The sequence below is a fragment of the Gandjariella thermophila genome, from assembly GCF_005405885.1.
GTDB lineage: Bacteria > Actinomycetota > Actinomycetes > Mycobacteriales > Pseudonocardiaceae > Gandjariella > Gandjariella thermophila.
In genome coordinates this window covers 92,631-114,329 of sequence record NZ_BJFL01000016.1, presented here as the reverse complement: position 1 = coordinate 114,329, position 21,699 = coordinate 92,631, and the positions used below count along the sequence as shown (strand labels likewise).

Annotated in this window: 18 protein-coding genes and 2 pseudogenes; 9 read left to right on the top strand and 11 right to left on the bottom strand. The window is 74.2% G+C overall.

Translation table 11 applies throughout. From position 1 onward, the window contains the following. Window positions 1-303 precede the first annotated feature (303 nt). Complete coding sequence (locus FFT21_RS16495; protein ID WP_225978469.1) at window positions 304-1,206, bottom strand: SCO6745 family protein; 903 nt, start codon at window positions 1,204-1,206, stop codon at window positions 304-306. A gap of 186 nt (window positions 1,207-1,392) precedes the next feature. Between FFT21_RS16495 and FFT21_RS16490 the strand changes: the two genes are divergently transcribed. The 3 genes from FFT21_RS16490 (at window position 1,393) to FFT21_RS16480 (ending at window position 4,431) form a co-directional block, all read left to right on the top strand. Continuing rightward, window positions 1,393-1,641 (top strand): hypothetical protein, encoded by a 249-nt coding sequence (locus tag FFT21_RS16490; protein WP_137814758.1) that lies wholly within the window; start codon window positions 1,393-1,395, stop codon window positions 1,639-1,641. Between the two features lie 488 nt (window positions 1,642-2,129). After that, on the top strand, window positions 2,130-3,344 hold the full coding sequence (locus tag FFT21_RS16485; RefSeq protein ID WP_137814757.1) for a CoA transferase: 1,215 nt from the start codon (window positions 2,130-2,132) through the stop codon (window positions 3,342-3,344). Between the two features lie 97 nt (window positions 3,345-3,441). After that, complete coding sequence (locus FFT21_RS16480; RefSeq protein ID WP_137814756.1) at window positions 3,442-4,431, top strand: MaoC family dehydratase; 990 nt, start codon at window positions 3,442-3,444, stop codon at window positions 4,429-4,431. Window positions 4,432-4,457: 26 nt separating this feature from the next. Here FFT21_RS16480 and FFT21_RS16475 read toward each other — a convergent pair whose 3' ends face one another. From FFT21_RS16475 to FFT21_RS16460, 4 genes are all read right to left on the bottom strand, one after another. Beyond that, window positions 4,458-4,886: a VOC family protein gene (locus FFT21_RS16475; protein ID WP_137814755.1), complete on the bottom strand. Its 429-nt coding sequence runs from the start codon at window positions 4,884-4,886 to the stop codon at window positions 4,458-4,460. A gap of 40 nt (window positions 4,887-4,926) precedes the next feature. Beyond that, window positions 4,927-5,226 (bottom strand): helix-turn-helix transcriptional regulator, encoded by a 300-nt coding sequence (locus tag FFT21_RS16470; RefSeq protein ID WP_307722944.1) that lies wholly within the window; start codon window positions 5,224-5,226, stop codon window positions 4,927-4,929. A gap of 220 nt (window positions 5,227-5,446) precedes the next feature. Continuing rightward, window positions 5,447-6,013 (bottom strand): peroxidase-related enzyme, encoded by a 567-nt coding sequence (locus FFT21_RS16465; protein WP_192909575.1) that lies wholly within the window; start codon window positions 6,011-6,013, stop codon window positions 5,447-5,449. A gap of 52 nt (window positions 6,014-6,065) precedes the next feature. Further along, window positions 6,066-6,887 (bottom strand): SAM-dependent methyltransferase, encoded by an 822-nt coding sequence (locus FFT21_RS16460; RefSeq protein ID WP_137814754.1) that lies wholly within the window; start codon window positions 6,885-6,887, stop codon window positions 6,066-6,068. A gap of 136 nt (window positions 6,888-7,023) precedes the next feature. Here FFT21_RS16460 and FFT21_RS16455 point away from each other — a divergent pair, with 136 nt between their 5' ends. Then, the gene (locus FFT21_RS16455) at window positions 7,024-8,148 is read left to right on the top strand and encodes an isocitrate/isopropylmalate dehydrogenase family protein (protein ID WP_137814753.1); all 1,125 of its coding nucleotides are present in this window, start codon (window positions 7,024-7,026) and stop codon (window positions 8,146-8,148) included. Here FFT21_RS16455 and FFT21_RS16450 read toward each other — a convergent pair. The 3 genes and pseudogenes from FFT21_RS16450 to FFT21_RS16445 all read right to left on the bottom strand — a co-directional run bounded on the left by FFT21_RS16450 (window position 8,132) and on the right by FFT21_RS16445 (window position 10,347). Continuing rightward, window positions 8,132-9,022, bottom strand: a complete 891-nt coding sequence (locus FFT21_RS16450) for a DMT family transporter (protein WP_371856814.1) — start codon at window positions 9,020-9,022, stop codon at window positions 8,132-8,134. The two genes, FFT21_RS16455 and FFT21_RS16450, sit on opposite strands and share 17 nt — an antisense overlap. 105 nt (window positions 9,023-9,127) lie before the next feature. Then, window positions 9,128-9,463: pseudogene (locus tag FFT21_RS29795) on the bottom strand (germacradienol/geosmin synthase); the annotation flags it as partial. A 9-nt stretch (window positions 9,464-9,472) separates the two neighbouring features. Further along, a pseudogene (locus FFT21_RS16445) lies at window positions 9,473-10,347 on the bottom strand (family 2B encapsulin nanocompartment shell protein). Between the two features lie 233 nt (window positions 10,348-10,580). Between FFT21_RS16445 and FFT21_RS16440 the strand changes: the two are divergent. Continuing rightward, complete coding sequence (locus FFT21_RS16440; RefSeq protein WP_137814752.1) at window positions 10,581-12,707, top strand: ATP-binding protein; 2,127 nt, start codon at window positions 10,581-10,583, stop codon at window positions 12,705-12,707. On the opposite strand, the gene FFT21_RS16435 is transcribed toward FFT21_RS16440, so the two are convergent. Continuing rightward, the gene (locus FFT21_RS16435) at window positions 12,649-14,124 is read right to left on the bottom strand and encodes a sensor histidine kinase (protein WP_225978468.1); all 1,476 of its coding nucleotides are present in this window, start codon (window positions 14,122-14,124) and stop codon (window positions 12,649-12,651) included. The genes FFT21_RS16440 and FFT21_RS16435 overlap by 59 nt on opposite strands. Before the next feature lie 373 nt (window positions 14,125-14,497). Between FFT21_RS16435 and FFT21_RS16430 the strand changes: the two genes are divergently transcribed. The 4 genes from FFT21_RS16430 to FFT21_RS16415 all read left to right on the top strand — a co-directional run bounded on the left by FFT21_RS16430 (window position 14,498) and on the right by FFT21_RS16415 (window position 19,296). Then, window positions 14,498-15,334, top strand: a complete 837-nt coding sequence (locus FFT21_RS16430) for an esterase/lipase family protein (protein WP_137814750.1) — start codon at window positions 14,498-14,500, stop codon at window positions 15,332-15,334. Window positions 15,335-15,482: 148 nt separating this feature from the next. Then, a complete protein-coding gene (gene lanL, locus FFT21_RS16425) occupies window positions 15,483-18,353 on the top strand; it encodes a class IV lanthionine synthetase LanL (protein WP_137814749.1) in 2,871 nt (956 codons plus the stop codon). Then, entirely contained in the window at window positions 18,340-18,561 is a 222-nt protein-coding gene (locus FFT21_RS16420) for a hypothetical protein (protein ID WP_137814748.1), read from the top strand. Before lanL ends, FFT21_RS16420 begins: the two co-directional genes overlap by 14 nt. A gap of 63 nt (window positions 18,562-18,624) precedes the next feature. Further along, window positions 18,625-19,296 (top strand): response regulator transcription factor, encoded by a 672-nt coding sequence (locus FFT21_RS16415; protein WP_137814747.1) that lies wholly within the window; start codon window positions 18,625-18,627, stop codon window positions 19,294-19,296. A 23-nt stretch (window positions 19,297-19,319) separates the two neighbouring features. Here the strand turns inward: FFT21_RS16415 and sbnB are convergent, their stop codons facing one another. Continuing rightward, window positions 19,320-20,390, bottom strand: coding sequence for a 2,3-diaminopropionate biosynthesis protein SbnB (gene sbnB, locus FFT21_RS16410; protein WP_137814746.1), 1,071 nt, complete (start codon window positions 20,388-20,390; stop codon window positions 19,320-19,322). Further along, complete coding sequence (locus tag FFT21_RS16405) at window positions 20,387-21,391, bottom strand: TauD/TfdA family dioxygenase (RefSeq protein WP_137814745.1); 1,005 nt, start codon at window positions 21,389-21,391, stop codon at window positions 20,387-20,389. Before FFT21_RS16405 ends, sbnB begins: the two co-directional genes overlap by 4 nt. Between the last annotated feature and the right edge of the window lie 308 nt (window positions 21,392-21,699).

The window sequence follows — 21,699 nt, the reverse complement described above, 5'->3', positions numbered from 1 at the left end:
AACGTCCTGTGGGCCATGCTGCGCGACGGCGCCCTCTACCAGTCCGTTCCCCCTACCGCGGCAGCCTGAGCCACTCACGGTGCCTCATCCCCATGACTTGACAACTTCATTGGGAATCCCCCTTGCCGCCGGCGTGGCGGACCCGCCCGAGCGGCCGCGCCACGGTGCCCGCCGCGCGCCGAGTACCCGGCAATCCGCCGGCTGATGCGCACCGCGGCCGGCCGTGTCGCACGGACGAGACCGAGCGAGCGTCTCGTCACCCGCGGCACGCGCCACCGGCCACGGTTCGTCGATGCGGAGGGCTCAGGACCGGGCAGGGTACCCGGGCAGCAGGCCGGCGTCGACGACGGCGCGGGACAGTGGTCGGGCCAGCTCGCCGAGCCGAACGCAGCCGGCCACGCCGAGCGCCCGGTATGCGGGCACGGACAGCTGGTCGGTGCGGTGCTCGAGCCACTCGCGCTGTGCCCGGCCGGCGTCGGTCAAGGCCAGCTCGGCACCGGGCTCCAGCAGCCCGCGAGCCCGCAGTTCCTGCTCGGCCGCCGCCCAGTCCTCCGCGCTCCAGCCGCGGCTGGACTTGAGGAAGTCCACCGGGACCGTGCCGGTCGCGGCGTGCAGCACCAGCGCCTCCAGCCCGCCGATGCCCTCCACGGTCAGGGCCGCGACGTGGCCGTCCCCGCGGAACTCCCGGAGCAGCGTCTGGGCGTGCCAGAGCACCAGGTGCGGCTCATCCGGCCAGTCGAGCCTGGTGTGCGCGGCGAACAGCGGCCGGCCCGACGGGTGCTCGCCGGCCGCCTCGGCGGCCCGCCTGGCCAGGTCGGCGGCCTCCGCCACCTCCGGTGACTCCAGCAGCGGGCCGAGCACGCGCCGCAGCGCGGCGTCCACGGCCGCCAGGCGCGCCGCGAGCACCGTCTCCGGCTCGGTGATGTCCCACGCGGCCGGAATCGCGCGCCGGACCATCGCCGGGCTGAAGTTGTAGAAGGTCGCCACCACCGTCTCGGCCGAGGCCCGCCCGAACGCGGCCGCGCGGGAGGCGAAGTAACCCGCCTGGCCGCGCAGGCCCAGCTCGGCGTAGCGGTCACGGGCCTCCGGCGTGAAATAGATCATCGCGTGCAGCGGCTCGACCAGCCGCCACGTCTCGCGGGCCAGCGCCGGGTCGACGCCCTCCGACGACGCCGCCACGCCGCGGCGCACTTCACCTGCGGTCACCGTATACACCCTCCCGTCAAGTTACCGACCAGTCAGTATGTAACTTACCGAAGGCATCCACGCCACCGGTAGCCCCAGCGGGGTCGGGTGGCTGGCGCGACAGCGGTGGCCGCCCGATCGCTTCCCGGGAGGCGTATGGGGCGCGCGGTGGGGAACCCGGGAATAGCCGCACCAGGGAGGTATGCGATGGCCCGGAACACCTCTCGCGCAACCGCGACCGGGCACGAGGACGGCGCGCTCGAACTGCCGCTGCTCGGGCCGGTCACCATGCCGCCGCCGGACCGGCTCGCCTACTTCGCCGGCCTCGGCCTGCTCGCCGCCCTCGGGTTGATCGACTGGCCGGTGGCGCTGGTGATCGCCGGCGGTCACCTGCTCGCCGACCAGCACTGGTCGCGGGTGACCCGCGGCGTCGGCCAGGCGATGGAGCAGGCCTGATCCCGCGCCACACCGGCGCGAGTCGCGGCTCGGCACCCGGTGGTGGACCGGACCTCTCCGGCCGAGACGTCTGGACCTGACTCCCCGCGGCAACCTACCGCACAGCCCAACGGGCCCTGTCGTGATCCGCTGAAGAGCGGTCGCGGGCCCCGGTGCCCGCACGGATCATTGACCCGACAAGCCACCGCGCCGCGGGCCGCCGAGAACCGGCGCCCGGGGCCGGTGGCATACGCGGGCTCATCGACCGCCCGCGCCTCGCCGGTCCAGGTCTGGCGCCGGCGCTGTCTCCGGCATCCGCGATCGCGGCGCACCACTCGCGCAGTGTGCGTGCGACCGAGAGGAATCCGAATGACCACGTCAAGCGCGGCACCGAAACGAACCGCGGCGCCCGCCGCGGCGGAACCAACCTCCCCGGCCACCGTGACCACCGCCGAACCCGGGAAGCACGGCGCTCACCCCGGCGCGGGCAGCGGGTGGGGGTGGCGGTGGTGAGCGCCCGCCCGCTCGGCGGCCTGCGGATCGTGGAGTGCGCCAGCTTCGTCGCCGGTCCCTCGTGCGGCATGGCACTCGGGCAACTCGGGGCCGACGTGATCAGGGTCGACCCGATCGGCGGTGGCGCGGACTACCACCGCTGGCCGATCGCGGCGAACGGCAGCAGCCTCTACTGGGCCGCGCTGAACAAGGGCAAGCGGTCGGCGGCCGTGGACCTGCGCACGGAACGCGGCAGGGAACTGCTCATGGCGCTGGTCACGGCGCCCGGCCCGGAGGCGGGCGTGTTCGTGGACAACAGCGTCGGCCGGCGCTGGCTGTCCTACCCGGCGCTGGCCGCCCGCCGCGCCGACCTCATCCACGTGCGCGTCCAGGGCCACACCGACGGCCGGCCCGCCGTGGACTACACGGTCAACGCCGAGGTGGGCGTCCCGCTGATCACCGGAAGCGAGGAGACGGCGGCGCCGGTGAACCAGGTGGTGCCGGCATGGGACCTGGTCACCGGCATGACCGCGGCGACCGGCGTGCTCGCCGCACTGCACGAGCGGACCGCCACCGGGCGCGGCGCCTACCTCGAACTCGCCCTGGCCGATGTGGCCCTGGCCGGGGTGGCGAACCTGGGATGGCTGGCCGAGGCCGAGCTACGGGGTGCCGAGCGGCCCCGGCACGGCAACCACCTGTACGGCAGCTTCGGGGTGGACTTCCGGACCCACGACGGAGAGCGGATCATGGTGGTCGCGCTCACCGCGGGCCAGTGGCAAGCGCTGCGCACGGTCACCGGGACCGGCGAGGTGCTCACCGCGCTGGAGCAGGCGACGGGCGCGGACTTCAGCAGGGAAACCGACCGCTACCAGATGCGGGAGGCGATCGCCGCGATCCTGCGACCGTGGTTCGCGGCGCGCGAGTTCTCGGAGGTCCGGAACCGGTTGGACGCGGCACGCGTGCTGTGGGCCCGCTACCGGGGCATGGTCGAGGTGGTCGCCGCGCACCGAGCCGGGTGCGGCGAATCGGTGCTCACCTCCGTGGACCAGCCCGGCATCGGGCCGACGATCGCGGCTCGCTCGCCGCTGCGCTGGGCGGGTTGCTACCTCGAGGCGTTCCCCGCCCCCGCCCTCGGCCAGCACACCGAGGAGGTGCTCGCCGAGGTGCTCGGACTGGGGCAGGCGGAGATCGGCGCGCTCTATGACGACGGTGTGGTCGCCGGCCCGTGCTGACAGGCAACGGGACCGCGCCGCGGCCCCGACGCCATCGACGAGAACGCGCCCGGTCGAGGATCGTGGGCGCGCGAACCCGCGGAAGGAGCGCCGAGCCATGACCGACCATGCCGTCGACGGGCCCTATTTCGACGACCTCCGGGTGGGGCAGGTGTTCGACCAGGCCCCCGCGGTCACACTGACCACCGGTCAGGCCGCCGTACACCAGATGATCCTCGGCGACCGACTGCGGCTTCCGCTGGACGAACCTCTCAGCCGCACGGTGCTCGGCGACGGCACCGCCATGGCGCACCCCGGCCTCGTATGGGATGTCGCAATAGGACAGTCCACGGTGGTCACCCAGCGGGTGGTGGCGAACCTGTTCTACCGGGGACTGGCGTTCCACCGGGCGCCGGTGCTGGGCGACACGCTGCACACCCGCACCGAAGTCGTGGCGCTGCGGCAGAACCGATCGAGACCGACCGGGCTCGCCGCCCTCCGGATCACCACAACCGACCAGCAGGCTCGGCCGGTACTGGACTTCTGGCGGTGCGCGATGCTGCCGATGCGCCGTGCCGGAGTGGACACCGGGCAGCACGCCGACCTGGACGCGGTCGGCGCTCCCCCGGCGGGCGCGGTGCTGGCGGGGCTGGCCGCCGGCTTCGATCTGGACGCGTTCCGGCGTGCCGTTCCCACCGGGCGCGGCGTCTCGCCGGGAGCGGCGTGGCGGATCACCGGCGGTGACGTGGTGTCGTCCGCGCCGGAACTTGCCCGGTTGACGCTGAATCTGGCCAGCGTGCACCACGACGCGTTCGCCGGGCCCGGTGGCCGGCTGGTGTACGGGGGGCACACCGTGGGGATCGCGATGTCACAGTTGGTCAGGGCGATCCCGGACATGGTCACGGTGGCGGGCTGGCACGGGTGCGACCACACCGGACCGGTGCGCGAGGGCGACACGCTGTACGGCGCGGCGACCGTCGACGAGGTTGAGCCGCTTGCCGGCGGCGGGACGCTCGCTCACCTGCGGGTGCGCGTACGGGCCCGAACCGCCGGCGATCCGCGGGACCGCGACGTGCTCGACTGGCGCCCCATCGCACTGCTCGCCTGACCGCGGACCGGCCCGCCGCCTCCGCCTCAGCCGAAGTCCGCGTCGGTGAACTCCTTGGGCTCGACGAGCACCAGCCAGTTGCCCGAGTTGTCCCGCATCACCGCCTCGACCCCGTAGGGACGATCCGACGGTTCCTGCAGGAACTCCACGCCCTTGGCGCTCAGTTCCTGGTGGGTCTTGCGGCAGTCATCGACCCGCAGGCCGAGGCCGCCCATCTGGCCCTTCTCCAACTGGCGCCGGATGAACTCGGCGGCCTCCGCGTCCAGCGGCGGACCCGGGGTCATCAGGGTGATCTCCAACTCGGGCTGGTTCGGGTGGCTCACGGTAAGCCAGCGGAAGCCGTCGCCCACGGTGATGTCGGTGCGCGGTTGGAAGCCGAGGACGTCGACGTAGAAGTCGCGGGCCTTGTCCTGGTCCAGGCAGTACACCGTGACCAGGGAGACGTTCGTGATCATAGGAAATACCGTAGGCAGGAGGTCGGGGCGGGCGCTTCTCTCAGATTGCGCGATCCGCGTCGGCGTCGCCGCGCGGGTCCGCTCCGGTGGCGCCGGCCGTGCCGCGCGGGTCGAGCACGCCGCGCATGAACAGGTAGCAGCCGGGCACGTGTGGTCTGCCGCGCACCGCCCACCGGTTCCGGTAGGTCGTCGGGCTCTCCCCGACCAGCAGGGTGAACCGGGACGAGAAGGATCCGAGACTGGCGAACCCCACCGCCATGCATACCTCGGTCACCGTGAGATTCGCGCCGCGCAACAGGTCCTGGGCGCGCTCGATGCGGCGCCGGGTGAGGTAGCGGATCGGCGTCTCGCCGTAGGCCGCCGCGAAGCTGCGGGCGAAGTGGAATCGTTACAGCCCGGCCACCGCCGCCAACTGGTCGAGGCCGAGGGGCCGCGCGTAGTGCCGATCGATGTGGTCGCGTGCCCGCCGCAGGTACGGCAACAGTTCCGCGGGCACCGTGCTGGTCACGCCCCGATGCTATTCCGGCCCGGCGGGGAACCGGCGAACTCCTGTTCGGCCGTTACCGGCCCATCGTGAAGAACTCGGGGTTGGGCAGCAACGCGGTGAGGTGCGCCAGCCGGTTCGACAGCGCGAACAGCGCGGTGATCGCGCCGACGTGCCAGATCTCGTCCTCGCTCAGGCCCGCATCCCGCGCCGCGACGAGGTGGTCCTCGCCGAACAGTTCGGGCTCGCGGGTCAGCGCGAGCGCCAAGTCGACGATAGCTCGGCCGCGCTCGTCGAGTTCGGCGCGCCACGGGTTGACCGCCACCCGGTCGGCGAGCAGCGGATCCTTGGCCCGCACCCGCAGGATGGCGCCGTGCGCCACCACGCAGTAGGTGCAGTGGTTCGCCCCCGAGGTGGCCACCACCACGAGTTCGCGCTCGGCCTTGCTCAGCCCGCCGGGGCGGTCCATCAGCGCCTCGTGGTAGTCCAGGAACGCCCGCAACTCGTCCGGCCGGTGACCGAGCGCGCGGAAGATGTTCGGCACGAACCCGGTCTTCTCCGCGACCGCCGTGACCCGCTCGCGCAGGTCGTCGGGCAGTTGCTCCACCTCGGTCACCGGGAACCGGCTGACAGCCACGATCATCTCCGTGCCGGCCATGGTTCACGATAACTCCGGCGGGCGGCGGACACCTCCGTCAGATGCCGGCCACCTTCCGCCCGACGCCGGCATAGATCTGTTCGCGGCCGGGCCCGTGGCCGAGGTCGCCGTGCGACGTGGGGCGCCACTGCGCGGTGCTCACCACGCCCGGCTCGACGAGTTCGAAACCGTCGAACAGCGCGGTGAACTCCGCCCGGCTGCGCGGGTAGATCGGGTCCTTGCTGCGCTTCATCACCTCCACCATGGCCGCCATCTCGGCGGGCCTGGTGTCGGCGGTGAAATGGGAAACGGCCAGGTAGCTGCCCGCGGCCAGCCGCTCGCGGTAGCGGGCCAGGATCGCGCCCGGATCGCGGCTGTCCGGCACGAAGTGCAGCACACCCACCATGAGCAGTCCCAGCGGCTCGGTGAAGTCGATCAGCCGCTCCGTCTCCGGTGACCGGAAGATCGCCTCAGGTTCGCCGAGGTCGGCCTCGATCGCCGCGGCCCGGTCGTTGTCGGCGAGCATGAGTTGGCTGTGCGCCACCGCGACCGGCTCGTTGTCCACGTACAGCACCCGCGCCCGCGGATCGGCCTGCTGGGCGATCTCGTGCACGTTGCCGACGGTCGGCACCCCGGAGCCGAGGTCGAGGAACTGCCGGATACCGGCGTCGACCATGAACAGCACCGCGCGGCGCAGGAACGCCCGGTTGAGCCGGGCGATCTCGCGCGACCCGGGCAGCGCCTCCTCGAACTTCCGCGCGATCTCCCGGTCGGCCGCGAAGTTGTGGCCGCCGCCCAGCAGGTAGTCATAGATCCGGGCGGCGCTCGGTACGTCGACATCGACACTCTCCGGAACCCAGGATGTCCGCTGTTCGGACACGGCCCCTCCTCGCTCCGCGACTCAGCGTGGCGATCAGGCTACCGGAAACCACGCGAAGGACTGATGGCCTGGCCAAGCGGGCGACGGCGGCCCCGGACGGCATGCTGTCCCATGCGGACTCGCGGGAGGAGTTTCGATGACCAGCGCGCAGCGGGACGTTGCCACACCGGGCGCCGGGACCGCCGGGCGCCGATACCGGCTCGGCGTGCTGGACGGCGACGGCATCGGCCCGGAGATCGTGCCCGCGGCGATGCGGGTGGTCGACGCCGCGCTGCGCGCGGCGGGCGCGCCGGGCGTGGCATGGGTGCCGCTGCCCTTCGGCCGGGCGGCGATCGACGAGTTCGGCACGCCCGTTCCGGACGTCACCCTGACCACGCTGGCCGAACTGGACGGCTGGGTGCTCGGTCCGCACGACAGCGCGAGCTATCCCGAGCCGCACCGCTCGCGGCTGACTCCTGGCGGCGCCATCCGCAGGCACTTCGACCTGTTCGCCAACATCCGCCCGGCGAGGGCGTTCGAGGGTGCCCGGGCGATCGTGGCCGGCACGGACCTGGTGGTCGTCCGGGAGAACACCGAGGGCTTCTACGCCGACCGCAACACCCGCGCCGGAACCGGAGAGTTCATGCCCACCGCCGATGTCGCCATCGCGCACGGCATCGTCACCCGGCCCGGCGTGGCACGCGTCGCGCACACCGCCTTCGACCTGGCCCGGCGGCGCCGCAACCGGGTCACCATCGTGCACAAGGCCAACGTGCTGCGCCTGACCAGCGGCCTGTTCCGGGACGTCTGCCGGGAGGTCGCCGAGGACTACCCGGACGTCGCCGTGGACGACTACCACATCGACGCGATGACCGTGCACCTGCTGCGCCGTGCCGACGAGTTCGACGTGATCGTCACGGAGAACATGTTCGGCGACATCCTCTCCGACCTCACCGCCGAGATCGCCGGCTCGCTGGGCATCGCCGGATCACTCAACGCCTCGCACGAGCGCGCCATGGCGCAGGCCGCGCACGGCGCCGCCCCGGACATCGCCGGCCGGGGCATCGCGAACCCGGCGGCCGTGATGCTCTCCGGTGCGATGCTGCTGGACTGGCTGGGTGCGCGGCACGGCGACGACCCACTCCGCCGCGCCGCGCACCTGGCGGTGGCCGGCGTGGAACGGACCATTTGCGACGGCACCGCCACCCCGGACCTGGGCGGCATGGCCGGCACCGGCGAGTTCGCCGACGCGGTTGTCGCGGTGATCAGCCGCCTTCACTGAGGGTCGCGGACCGGGCGCTGCCCAGCCGGCCCTTCCGGCGGGAGATGGCCACCCCGATCAGGCAGATCGCGCCGCCGAGCAGCCCGAAACCCGTCGGTACCTCGGCGAGCAGCAGCCAGGACAGCAGCACGGACACGGCCGGGACGGCGTAGGTGGTCGCGGTGAGCCGGCCGGCGTCCATGCGGCGGAGGGCGTAGGCCCAGGAGGTGAAGCCGATGGCGGTCGGGAACACGCCGAGGTAGACCGCGCCCAGCACGGCACCGGCCGGCGCGGTCCGCAGTTCCTCGCCGAGTTGCGGCAGCCACGGCAGCAGTGCCGCGGCGCCGATGACGCAGCCGAGCCAGATCGCGGTGAGCCCGTCGACCCGGCGCAGCGCGACCTTCTGGACGAGCACGCCCGCGGCGTACAGGACGGCGGCGAGCAGGCAGAGCACGACGCCGGCCCCGTCGCGGTGCGCGGCGGTACCGAACGCGATGAGCGCGACCCCGCCCAGCGCGACGACCAGGCCGGCGAAGAGCTGCCGGGGATAGCCCTCGCCGAGCAACCGCCCGGCGCCGAAGGCGACCAGCAGCGGGGCGAGGTTGACCAGCAGTGCGGCGGTGCCCGCGTCGACGTGCCGCTCCGCGGCGTTCAGGGCGACGGTGTACCCGGCCAGCCACAGCACCGCGTACACCGCGATCAGCAGCAGCGACCGCCGGGATGGCTGGACCTGCGGCGCGCGCCGCTGCCGGAGCACCACCAGCACGGTGAGCGCCGCGGCCGCGACGGCCAGCCGGACCAGCGCCATCGGCGCCGGGGACAGCGCATGCCCGACCTGGCGGATCGCGACGAAGGCCGAGGCCCACACCACCACGGTGACGGCGGCGGCCGCCACCGCCCGGCCGGTCCCTCCCGCGACGACGGCGGTCGGCGGTCTGCTTGCGGGGATCTCGCATTGCTCGGCCACCCCGCCATGGTCACCGCGGAGAATTAGCCAGCACAAGCGATTAGTTGCGCCGGTCAGGTCGCCGGTGCGCTTGTAGTGCTCGAGGAAGTGGTCGTCGAAGTAGAAGACCCACACATACCAGTCGGTGACCAGTTTCAGCTTCTCGCCGGTCGCGTCGGGACGGGTGTAGGCGCACAGCAGGGCGTAGTCGGCCGCGTCGTAGGTGGGCTCGTCCCAGATCGCCGTGCCGTGCCCGGCCGGATCATCGGCGACCATGCCCATCTCCCGGGCCCACGCCTTGCTGTGTTGCAGGGCGGCCGCCAGGTGCGGGTTCAGCCGGGCCGGCCAGGGCAGGTAGAACTCGGGCAGCTCGAACGGTTGCTCGCGCATCGGCCGTGGTCAGTCTTCCCGGCCGATCTCGACGTTGTCCAGCACGCCGAGCGCGTCCGGAACCAGAACCGCCGCGGAGTAGTAGGTGCTCACCAGGTAGGAGATGATCGCCTTCTCGCTGATGTTCATGAACCGCACGGAAAGGCCGGGCTCGTACTCGTCCGGCAGGCCGGTCTGGCGCAGCCCGACCACGCCCTGGTTGGCCTCGCCGGTGCGCATCAGCAGGATCGACGTGGTGCGGTACCGGTTCAGCGGCAGCTTGTTGCACGGGAAGATGGGCACACCCCGCCAGGCCGGCACGTGGTGCCCGCCCACCTCCGCGCTGTGCGGGTAGAGGCCACGGCGGCTGCATTCCCGGCCGAACGCGGCGATGGCCCGGGGGTGGGCGAGGCAGAAGGCCGGTTCCTTCCACACCAGGACAGCAGTTCGTCCATGTCGTCCGGGGTCGGCGGGCCGCTGCGGGTGTGGATACGCTGCCGGAGATCGACGTTGTGCAGCAGGCCGAACTCCGGGTTGTTGACCATCTCGTTCTCCTGCTCCTCGCGGAGCTCGTGGATGGTCAGCCGGAGCTGCTGCTCGACTTGGTCCATCGGCTTGTCGTAGAGATCCGCGACCCGGCTGTGCACCCGCAGCACGGTCTGCGCGACGCTGAGCTCGTACTCGCGCGGGCTGACCTCGTAGTCCACGAACGTGCCCGGCAGGCCGGGCTCCCCGGCGTGCCCGGACGCCACGCTCACCGCGGCCTCGCCGTGCGCGTTCAACGCGCGCTGCGGCCCGCCACTACTCGACGTAGCCGGGCGCGGTGATGTCACCGCACCGCAACAGCCGACCAGCGAGAGCGCGGCGAGCCCGCCGCGACGAAGCCGATAACGAATACCGCTCATGTTCCGGGTCCGGATCGCCTCGACAGCCGGACCCGCCGCTGCGACAATCGCGGCAACGGATCGCGGCGGCGGCACGAGCGGCGCCACCGCGACGTACTCGGAGCTTTTTCAGCGGAAGCCGAGGCTCGATGGCCCAGGCACCGGTCATGGGGGGAGCCGGAACCGGCGTTTCGCCGCCCGGCCAGCGGATTCGCGTCTGGTACCCGTTTTTGATCGGGTACGTACTGTTGGCCGTGGCATGGCTGGCGTTGGGCGCCGTGGTGACCGTCGCGGGCTACTGGCCGAGCGCGCATGCCGTCTTCGCCGCGGCCGGCGGTCCGGGCAGCGCCGGGTGGACCGGCGCGTGGGCCCGCGGGGTGCTGGCGGGCGCGCGCAGCAGCGAGCCGGTCGGGCAGGCGGTGCTGGACTACCTGTTCAGTGTGGTCAACCTGGCCATCGCAGCGGCGCTGTGGTGGCACGGCCGCCGGGATCGGACCGCCCGGCTGCTGACCGTCGCCATGGTCGGTTCGGCGGCCGCCTTCAACCTCCAGGCACACGCCGACATCAGCGTCGTGGAGGCCGCGTTCCGGGTACCGGCCGCGGTCTGGTGGGTCGTGCTCGTTCTGCTGCACGGCGTCGGCGGGGTGGCGTACGTGGTGGCGCTGACCCTGTTCCCCACCGGCCGCTGGGACATCGGCGGGCCGGCCCGGTGGCTGGCCGGCGCGGCGGTCGGCGGCTGCGTCGCCGGCGCACCGGCCCTGCTGGCCTTCTCCGCCGGCGGCCATCCCCACCCGTTGACCTTCGTGGTCTTCTTCGGGACCGTGACGCCGCTCGTCGGGCTGGTGGCGCAGCGTCACCGCGCCCGCCACGGGTCCACACTGGACGTCCGCAGGCAGTCCCGGCTGCTGTTCACCGCGCTGACGATGGCGCTGACCCTCGCGGTCGTGCTCGGCGCCGTCACCGTGGCGCTGTCCTGGCTGCACGTTCCGGGGTTGACGCTGTACGCCCCGATGACCTCCGATGCCGGGTCGCTGTATGAACCGACGGCGCTGGTGTTCTGGTTCGTCCGGCTGGTGTTCGCCGCCATCCCGTGCGCGCTGCTGATCGTGGCCGCGCGCACGTGGTCCTGGAAGGTGGAGCGGTTCTTCGGCCGGGGGCTGGCCTACCCGCTGATCACCGTACTGCTGGGCACCGTCTTCCTGGTCCTCGTCGCCGGCATCAACGCGATCTTCGCCGGTGGCGGTGGTGTGCTCGCCGTGGGGCTGGCGGTGCTCGCCGTCGCGGTGCTGTTCCAGCCGCTGCGCATCCAGGTGGAGCGGCTCCTGGACCGGTTGGTGTACGGCAGCACGCCGGTCCCGTACGCGGTGCTGGCCCGGGTGGCCGACCTGTCCCGGGCGGCCGAGACCGACCACCCGGACCTGGCGGCGCTCGCGGAGGCCGTCGCGGGCGGGCTGGACGCGTCCTTCTGCCGGATCACGCTGCGCCTGCCGGACCTCGGTGACCGGCACCACCAGTGGCCGGCCGGCGCCGCCCTGCCCGCGGAGCACGTGACGTTCCCGTTGCTGCACAACGGGGAGCGGGTGGGCGCGATGACCGTGGACCGGACCAGCGTGACCCGGCTGACCGGGGACCGGCGCCGCCTCGTGGACGACCTCGCTGGTGTGCTCGGACCCGTGCTGCGCAACAGCCGGCTCGGCGTCGAACTGGCCGATCAGCTTCGGAAGGCACGGCGGCGGTCCGAGGCGATCGCCGCGTCCCGCCGCCGTGGCGTCGCCGAGATGGACCGCGAACGGCAAGCCCTCGAACGCGACCTCCACGACGGCGCACAGCATCACCTCGTGGCGCTGCGGACCGCGGTCGGCCTGATCGAGCACGAACTCGCGCACCGCCGGCCGCGGGCCGCGCGGGAGCGCCTCGGGCACGTCGTGGACCAGGTGGACACCACCCGGCGGGTGCTCACCGACACCGCGGCCGGGATGTTCCCCGTCACGCTCGCCGACCGCGGTCTGCTGCCGGCGCTGGCGGAACAGTTCCGCGACGTCGAACCCGCCGTCGACCTGGACGTGGACGGCGTGGTGGCGGGACGGCGGTTCCCGCCGGCCGTGGAGAGCGCCGTCTACTTCGCCTGCCTGGAAGCGGTCGGCAACGCCCGCAAGCACGCCCCCGGGGCCGCGGTACGGGTGCGGGTACGCGCCGAGGACCGGTGGCTCGCCTTCCGGATCACCGACGACGGCCCCGGATTCGCCTTCGGCGCGACGGACCTTCCGGAAACCCACGGGTTGCACGGCATCGGCGACCGGACCAACGCCGTGGGGGGCACGCTCACCGTCCACTCCGCACCCGGCGCGGGAACCACCGTGGCGGGGCGCATTCCGTGGTGACCCGGTGACGTGGTGACGCGGCCACCGCGACGCCCGCGCGCGGCCGGCGGGCCGACGCCGGCACGGTGGTCGCCGACCCGGTCGGCGCGCCGGCCCGCGGCGGCGCACCGCCGGCCGGCGCCGCCACCTCGACCGGCCGTACCCGGTCGGGCAGCCAGGCCAGCACCGTGACCGCCGATGCCGTCGTGACCAGCCGCAGGCCGCCACCGAGCGCCGCGAGCCTGTCCTCCTGGTCGGCCAGACCGTCCCGCAGCCCGGCCGGCAGCGGCACCGCCGGTGCGCGGTCGTCGACGCGCACGACCAGCCGGCCGGCGTTCCGGCGCAGGTGGAGCCGAATCGGGTCCGCAGTGGACCGCTGGCACAGCGCCCGCAGGACCGCGGCAGCGGCGAAGTAGATGCCGGACTCGGTCTCCCACTCCCCGCGCGCTCCGAACCCGCCGGTCAGCAGCACCGGGCGGGGCAGGTCGGCGGCGAGTTCCTCGAGCGCCACGCGCGGGCCCTCGTCGCGGAGCACCGCGGGGAAGACGCCGCGGACGACGGCGCGGAAGCGCTCGATCAGCTCGTCGAGCGCGGGCCGCACCCGGGCGAGCGCCCGCGCCGCGGCTTCCGGATCCTCGGTGACCAGCGCGCCGGCGCGGGACAGCTCAACGCGGATGGCCGCCAGCGCGGCACCGGTGACTCCGGTGATCTCGGTGACGGACCGGCGGCGCTCGATGTCACGGACCTGCATGAGGCGGCTCCGCGACGCGCGAAGCTCCTCCTCCAGCCGCTCCGCCAGCCGCACCCGCTCGCGCAGTTCGGCGTTCAGCGTCAGGCCGCGCAGCAGCAGCCCGGCGGTGTTCGCGACATCCCGCATCAGGCGCCGGTTGTCCTGGCTCACGGCGGCCGGGCCGGCCTTGTGGATGGCGAGCGCGCCCCGCTCGGTGGTGCCGTCGAGGACGGCGACGGCGTGGTCGACGTCCGGCAGCGCGCGCAGCGCGGTGAGGTCTGGCACGGTACGGACGAAGCCGCCCGCCGTGGAGGGCCACGTCGCGGCGCGGACTAGGTGGTCGCCGGCGGCCAACCAGAAGGAGGCCTGCCGTGCCGAGGTGCCCTCGGCGACCGCCCTGGCCAGGCCGGGCAGGGCCTGCTCCCACGACTGGACCCGCAGGCGCCCGGCCGCGGCGGCCAGCGCATGGTAGGGCGTGAGCGGCGTGCCGAGCAGCACCCGCCGCAGCAGCCGGTCGACCTGGTGCTGTACCGGCCGGGCGCCGGCCACGCTCAGCGCGGCGGCGACGAAGGCCATGGCGATCACGCCCGGCCCGGACGGGCCGATCGACACCACGGCGGTCGTCATGGCCACCGCGTACACGAGCGTCACGTAACCGGCCAGCGACAGCCGGCGCAGCACGCGGGCCAGGACCACCCGGTTCACCATCACCGCTCCCCGGAGCGGCAGCCGGCGGGGCGATGGGCGCCGCCTCGCTGCGCGCCCTGAAACTCACGGTAGGTCGGGGGGAACCGGGCGCAGTAGGCGGGACGGCCCAGGTGGCGGGGGCACAACGTCCCGGCCGACCAGCGGGCGGCGCGGCCCCGGTGCCGCCCGAGGACCCGCACGGTGGGCACGCCGCGGGCGGAGGCGTGGTCGCCGGCCCCGGTGCGGTGCCGGGCCACCCCGAGACACCGGGTGGGGCCCGTCCCACCGCCACACCGGTGGCGCGCCTCCGGCAGGCCGGGGGCGGCCTCCATCGATTCTCCGTGCCCGGAGGAACATGCTGGACCGGCCAACACGGGAAGCCGGGGAGAGTCGGATGCGCCAGCGAGTTCCCCACCTCGTCCCCGACCTTGCGGCCGCCACGCTGACGCATACCACGGCGTGGGGCGCGGCCGCCGAGGTGGCCTCGCTGGTCGGCCAGCTCCTGCGGTACCCGGTGGACATCGCGGCGGACCGCCACCGCCACGCCACCGCGACCTGGGAGCTGGCCGCCCCGCCCCTCCGGCCGGAACGGCCCGGCACGCCCCGCGAACCCACCCGGGCCGGCACACCCGTGCTGCTGGTACCGGGATTCGCCGGGACGTCGTCGATCTTCGAGCCGCTACGGCGGGCGCTGCGCCGTGACGGCGCCGACCGCACGCACATCGTGAGCTACAGCCCGCTGACCGGTGGACTGCGGACCGCGGCGGAACTGCTGTCCACGGAGGTGGAGGCACTGTGCGGGCGGACCGGGCGGCGACGGGTGCACCTGGTCGGCCACAGCCTCGGTGGCCTGATCGCGCGGTACTTCGTGCAGCGGCTCGGCGGCGACCGGCAGGTGGACGTGCTGGTCACGCTCGGCACCCCGCACGGCGGCATCACCGCCGCCCGGCTGCTGCCCTGGCTGCCCCTGGTCGGCCAACTCGTGCCGCACAGCGCGGCCATCGCGGAGCTGGCGCTGCCGGCGCCCGGTTGCCGCACCCGCTTCGTGGCTTTCTACCGCGATCTCGACGAGGTGGTCATCCCGTCCACCCGGGCCCGGATCGACCATCCCGACCTGCGCGCGGAGAACATCCTGGTGCCGGGTGTGGGCCACCTGACCCTGCCGGTCGACGCCGTGGTGGTGCGGCGGGTCTGCGCCCTGCTCCTCGCCGCCGGCGAACCGGCCCGGTGACCGCGGGAGGGGTCCCCACGCGGAACCGGGGGTTCTCCCCCGGTGCTTCGGGGGCCCGCCCCATCGCCGTGGAACCGTCCGCGCGACAGGATGGCGTGCTTGGAGCGCAACGGCAGGCAACCGTCGCGGAAGGCGGGCGGGTGTCCGCATGACTGACCCGGGCAGGCAGATGGCCACGGCGTCCGACCTCTTCGGCCCGCAGCCGCCCGGCGCCGGGGACTCGCTACTGGCCGAGCAGGTCCGCCGGGTGCTGTGGCGGCACGGCGCGGGCGGCTGGACCGAACGCGCCGACGACTTCTGGTTTTTCGTCGAGCCGCCCGGCCATCGGCAGCGGCGGCAGGGATGGAAGTTGCACGTCTCCGCCACACCGCTGTCCGCGGTGCTGGTGACCCGGCGGGCCGCCGAGGTGCTGGTGGCGGAGGCGTGCGCGTTCAAGGTGGCGAGGGGCCTGCCGCAGGTGGCCGAGTTGGTGTCGGTCAACGCGGCACGCGCCTGGTCGGGCAAGGTCGTCACGGCCTACCCGGACGACGACGAGCACTTCGCCCGGCTGGCCGAGCGCCTGCACCGGGCGACCGAGCACCTGCCGGGCCCCACGATCCTCTCCGACCGCCCGTACCGCCCGGGCAGCCTGGTGCACTACCGGTTCGGCGCGTTCGCCGGCTACCCGGTGCTCGGCAACGACGGCCGGCACGAGTCGAGGCTGCGCGCGCCGGACGGCCGTCTCGTCCCGGACCACCACCGGCCCTGGTTCGACCCGCCCGGGTGGGCGGATTGCCCGCTCGGCGGGACGGCGCCCGATCCGCGTCCGCCCACCCCGAGCGCCGAGCCGGTGCTCCTGGCCGACCGGTTCGTGGTCGGCGAGGCCATCCGGCACGGCAACAAGGGCGGCGTGTACCGGGGCGTCGACCGGGACACCGGCGAGCCGGTGGTGATCAAGCAGGCCCGGCCGCACGTGGGCGCGCTGCTGGACGGCACGGACGCGCGGGACCTGCTCCGCCACGAGGCCGCGCTGCTGCGCCGGCTCGCGCCGCACGGCGTCACCCCGCGCCCGCTCGGCCTGTTCGAGCAGGACGGTCACCTCTTCCTCGCCCAGGAACGCGTCGAGGGCACGTCGCTGTTCGCCTGGGTGCACCAGCGGATCGCCCACGCCCAGGCGGCCGGGCAGCCGTCCATCCCGCTGGCCGAGGTGCTGCCCATGGCCCGGCGACTGGTCGCGACGATCGCCACGCTGCACGCGGAGGGCCTGGTCATCCGGGACCTCAGCCCGACCAACCTGATGGTCACCCCGGGCGGGGCGGTGCGGCTGGTCGACCTGGAGTTCGCCGCCGTGCCCGGCACGCCCGCCCCGGTTGCCGGCACGCCCGGGTACGCCGCCCCAGAACAACTGGACCCGCCGGGCGCGGCCGTGGGCATCACCCCCGTGCCCGGCCCGGCGGCCGACCGCTACAGCCTCGGCGCGCTGCTGCTCTTCCTCACCAGCGGAGCCGACCCGGCGCTCGCCCCGGACCGGCCCGCTCGCCGGCCAGGGCAGGACCGGCTCACCCGGCTCGTCCGGCGGGTGGCGGCGAGCAACCCGGCGACGCGGGCGCTGGGCGTGACCATCCGCGGCCTGCTGGCCGACGACCCGGACCGGCGGTGGACCCTGGAGCAGGTGCGCGACGCGCTGGCCCGCCCGCACCGGCCGTCCCTGCTGCCCGAACCGGACCGGCTACCCGCGCCGGCACAGGACGCCCTGCTCACCGACGGGCTCGATTTCCTGGTGGACACCATGTCGCCGGGCACCGGCGACCGGCTGTGGCCCGCGCCCGAACCCTATGCCGACCACGACCCGCGAGCCGTGCAGTGCGGCGCCGCCGGGGTGCTCGCGGTGCTCACCCGGGCCACCGCGGTGCGCGACGACCCCCGCCTGGCCCGTGCCGTTCGGCGCGCCGCGACCTGGCTGGACCGCCGGCTCCGCACCGGCGACCGGCTGCTCCCCGGGCTGTACTTCGGTGCGTCGGGCGCGCTGTGGGCGCTGTTCGAGGCGGCCGGCACGCTCGGCGACCCGGCACTCGCGGACAGCGCGCTCAGGATGGCGAGGCGGATCCCGCCGCGCTGGCCCAACCCGGACGTCTGCCACGGCGCGGCCGGCGCCGGCCTTGCCCTGCTGCACCTGTGGCGGGCCACCGGCGACGCGGAACTCGGGACGCGGGTGCGGGACTGCGCCGACGGGCTGCGCGCGGCCGCCGCCCGGCGAGACGGCCAGGTGCGCTGGCCCATCCCCGCCGGCTTCGACTCGGCGCTGGCCGGCGCGACCCACTACGGGTTCGCACACGGCGTCGCCGGTGTCGGCGCCTTCCTGCTCGCCGCGGCCCGGTCCCTCGACGACGACCGCTGCCTCGACCTGTCGCGCGAGGCGGGCGAGACGCTGTGCACGGTGGCCCGGCGGGAGGGCGCGGCGGCCTGGTGGCCGACCGGTGAGGAGCCGGACGCCACCGCGGCGGATCGCCTCCCCCACTGGTGCAGCGGCTCATCCGGGGTGGGCACCTTCCTCGCCCGCCTGTGGCAGGCCACCGGCGTGGACCGCTACCGGGAATGGGCCGAGGCCGCGGCGTGCGCGGTGCGCGGCTCCCGCTGGCGGACGGGCACCGCCACCTGTCACGGCCTGCCCGGCGACGGCGAGTTCCTGCTGGACCTGGCCGGCGCACTGGGCGAGCCGCGCTACCGCGACTGGGCCGAGGAACTCGCCGCCTGCCTGGACGTGCGGGCCGTGCTGCGGGACGGCTACCGGCTGGTGCCCGACGAGTCCGGCACCGGCGTCAGCGCGGGCTACGCCACCGGCCTGGCCGGGGTGCTGTCGTTCCTGCTCCGGCTGCGGCACGGCGGCCCCCGGCCGTGGATGGTCGACACCGGCGAGTGGTGGCACACCGGCCGGCGCCCAGCCCACGCGGCCGCGGCCGACCGCACGACGCCGCCCCCGGGCACCGCGCCGGCCACATCGACGCGCACGCCGCTGGAGGTGACCCATGACGACACGTGACGTGACCGCGCTGCAGCGACTGCCCGAGGTGGACGACGCGGGGCCGGCTCCGGCACACGCCATCTGCATTCCGCCGACCTGCCTGATCACCGGATGCCGGGCGACCGGAGGCACCTGGACCACCCGTGCCGACCCGGGCAAGCGGCCGATCCCGGCCCCGAGGTGCGGGTCGGGCGGGGCCGGCACACGATGGGGGTGGTCCAGGTGAGCGGGCCCGCGTCGCCGGGGAGCCGCGCGGGCCCGAGCACGACGCGACCCCGGTGAGGGTGCCATGCGTATCGCGATCGCCGAGGACGGTGCCCTGTTCCGGGAGGGCCTGGTGATGCTGCTCGACGCCGCGGGCCACGACGTGGTGGGCTGCGTGTCCGGCGGCGACGAGCTGATCGAGCTGCTGTCGAACCAGGCCGCGGACGTCGCGCTGCTGGACATCCGGATGCCGCCGGGCGCGGAAGGTGGGCTGGTCACCGCCGAGCGGTTGCGGGCGGCGCAGCCGGAGCTGGGGCTGCTGCTGCTCTCCCACTACGCCGAGACCCACTACCTGATGCGCATCCTGCGGATCGGCACAGAGCGCATCGGCTACCGGCTGAAGGAGAAGATCGCCAGCGTCGACGTGCTCGGCGACACCCTGGCCCGGATCCAGTCCGGTGAGATCGTCATCGAGCCCGAGCTGGCCAAGCGCCTGGTGGACCGGCCGCGCGGGGGTGCGGAGAAGAGCCTCGCCTCGCTGACCGATCGGGAGGAGGACGTGCTCCGGCTGATGGCCGAGGGCCGGTCCAACACCGCCATCGCCCGCCAGCTCTACGTCAGCCCCAAGGCGGTGGAGAAACACGTCGCGAGCATCTTCGCCAAGCTCGGCCTGCCGGAGAACGCGACGCGGTACCACCGGCGGGTGCTGGCCGTGCTCACCTACCTGCGCGAGCGGCGCATCGAGGCACAGGGCTGAGCGGCGCGGCGCCCTCCCCCGGCTCAGCCGGGCCGCGCCGGCCCCTGGAAGAAGTCCTCGACCACGCGCAACTCGCCGGCCCGGGCGAGCCGATCGTAGACGTCCTTGGCCACCGCGAGGTCGAGCACGCCAAGATCGGACGGTGAGAACACCACCGGCCGGTCCGCCGGCACCGCCACCCGGCCGGCCAGCACGTCGGCCAGCGTGCCGCACAGGAAGTCCCGGCCGCCGGTGAGCCGCTCGGCGAGGTGCGCCGAGGCGTTCGCCCGCAGGCAGGCCACCACGTCGTCGACGATGGTGGTCGAGGCGAGCAGGACCTCGGGCGCGAGGTCGCGCGGGGACAGGTGCAGCACCAGCGGGCGGTGGTCGAGCCAGGACGGGTCGTGGACCTGCGGCCGGCCGGCCGCGGTGGCGAGCACCACCAGTTCGCTGCCGCGGATCAGGGACTCGGCGTCGCGGTACACGGTGATCCGGCCGGTGGTGCGCCACCGCTCCAGGTAGCCGCGGAAGCCGGCCGCGCCGGCGGCGGACCGGTCGTGCACCCCGATCTCGCGGAACGACCAGCCGGTGCCGGCGAGGAAGGTGTGCACGGCGCGGGCGATCGGCCCCGCCCCGAGGAACCCGACGCGCGCCGGGCGCGGCCGGCCACGGCCGAGGCGGTCGGCCGCCAGCACGGCGAACGCGGCGGTCCTGGTCACGCCGATGACCGAACTCTCCAGGCAGGCGATCGGGTAGCCGGTGTCGTGGTCGTTGAGGATGAGCACCGCCGAGGCGCGCGGCAGGCCGGCGGTGGCGTTCTCCGGGAAGCTGGCAAGCCACGTCAGGCCGTGCACCCGCACCCGGCCGCCCATCGAGGCGGGCAGGGCGACGATCCTGGCCGAGGGGCGGTCCGGAAAGCGCAGCACGCACGAGGGCGAACTGGTCGCCTCGCCGGCGCTGTGCAGCCAGTAGGCGGCCTCGACCAACCGCACGATCTCCCGCTCCCGGCCGCGCAGCGCCCGCCGCACCTGGGCGCCGGAGATCACCGCGAACGGCGGTGCGCTGGCCGGCACCGGCATGGTGGCCTCGCGTGCGGCGGCACGCACGGTGGTCATCCCCCGGTCACCTCGATGGTCGGCGCGCAGTCGGCCAGGCGCACCGGGTCGGCCATCCCGACGAGCACCTCACGCGGCCCGGTGAACGGCTCCCTGCCGTGCGCGATGCGCACGTTATCGACGATCAGCAGGTCACCCACCTGCCACGGCAGCGACGCCGTGTGGACCCGGTACACCTTGTTGATCAGGTGAACGACGTCCGCGCCGATCGGGTCGCCGTTGCCGAAGCGGGTGTTGAACGGCAACCCGTCCGCGCCGCCCACATCCACCAGGAACTCGCGCGTCTCGGGCGGGAGCGTCAACTCGTTGAGGAAGGCCACCTGGTTGAACCAGCAGCGGACCCCGGTGACCGGATGCCGCACCACCGCGCTGCGGCGCTGCCGGGTACGCAGGCCACCGTCGGGCCGCCAGGCGAACTCGATCGCGTTGGCCCGGCAGTAACGTTCCACCGCCGCCCGGTCGTCGGTGCCGAACGCTTCGGACAGGGACGCGCCGATCGCGTCGGTGTAGCTGCGGTCGAGCAGCCAGCCCTCCCGCTCGAACCGGGCGACCAGGTCGGCCGGCAGCGCGCCCCGCACGGCCGCCGCGTCCGCCACCGCGGTCTCCCCGCCCCGGGTGGGTGCGCGGAGGCAGGCGAACAGCAGCAGCCCGGGGAACTCCAGGGCGTGGCTCATTTCGTGGTGCATGGGCATCGGCTGGCTCGCCGGCCACCGCGACGCCGAGTACACGCCCTCGGCGTAGACGTGGCGCTGCGCGATGCGCTCCCGCTCGGCCGTGAGCCTGGTGGCCAGGCGCCGGAACACGGCGGTGACCTTGGCCGCGCCACCCAGCCCGAGGCCGCGGACCAGGACCGCACCGTGCACCGCGACGGCGGCGCGCAGCGCGTCCCGGTGCGCGGCCACCCAGCCCGGCGCGTCGGCGGTGGGCGTCACCCGGACCATCGGCGGCGTGCCGACCCGCGACGACGGGTCGAGCGGTGGCGCGGGACACGTGGACGACATCTCGGTCTCCCTGTTCGCTTGTCGCTCACCGCCGAGCCCCATCGAGCAGGCGGGTCGGCGACGCCCACGGCCGCGGAGATCCACGGATCTCGTGGTTTGTGACAAAGCGTCCGCCACGGCGGCGATCCGAACCATCGGGCGGTCCCCACACCCGGCGGTGCGCACCCCCCAACGTGCGGAGAGCCAGCACCCGGCGCGCGACGCGGGTCTGGAAACGATGGGCGCAGGCGACCACGCTGGCACGTGTGGAAGAAGCCGACGGTGCCCGACCGACCGGCGAGGTCGCCACAGCGGCCGCGGTGACGGCC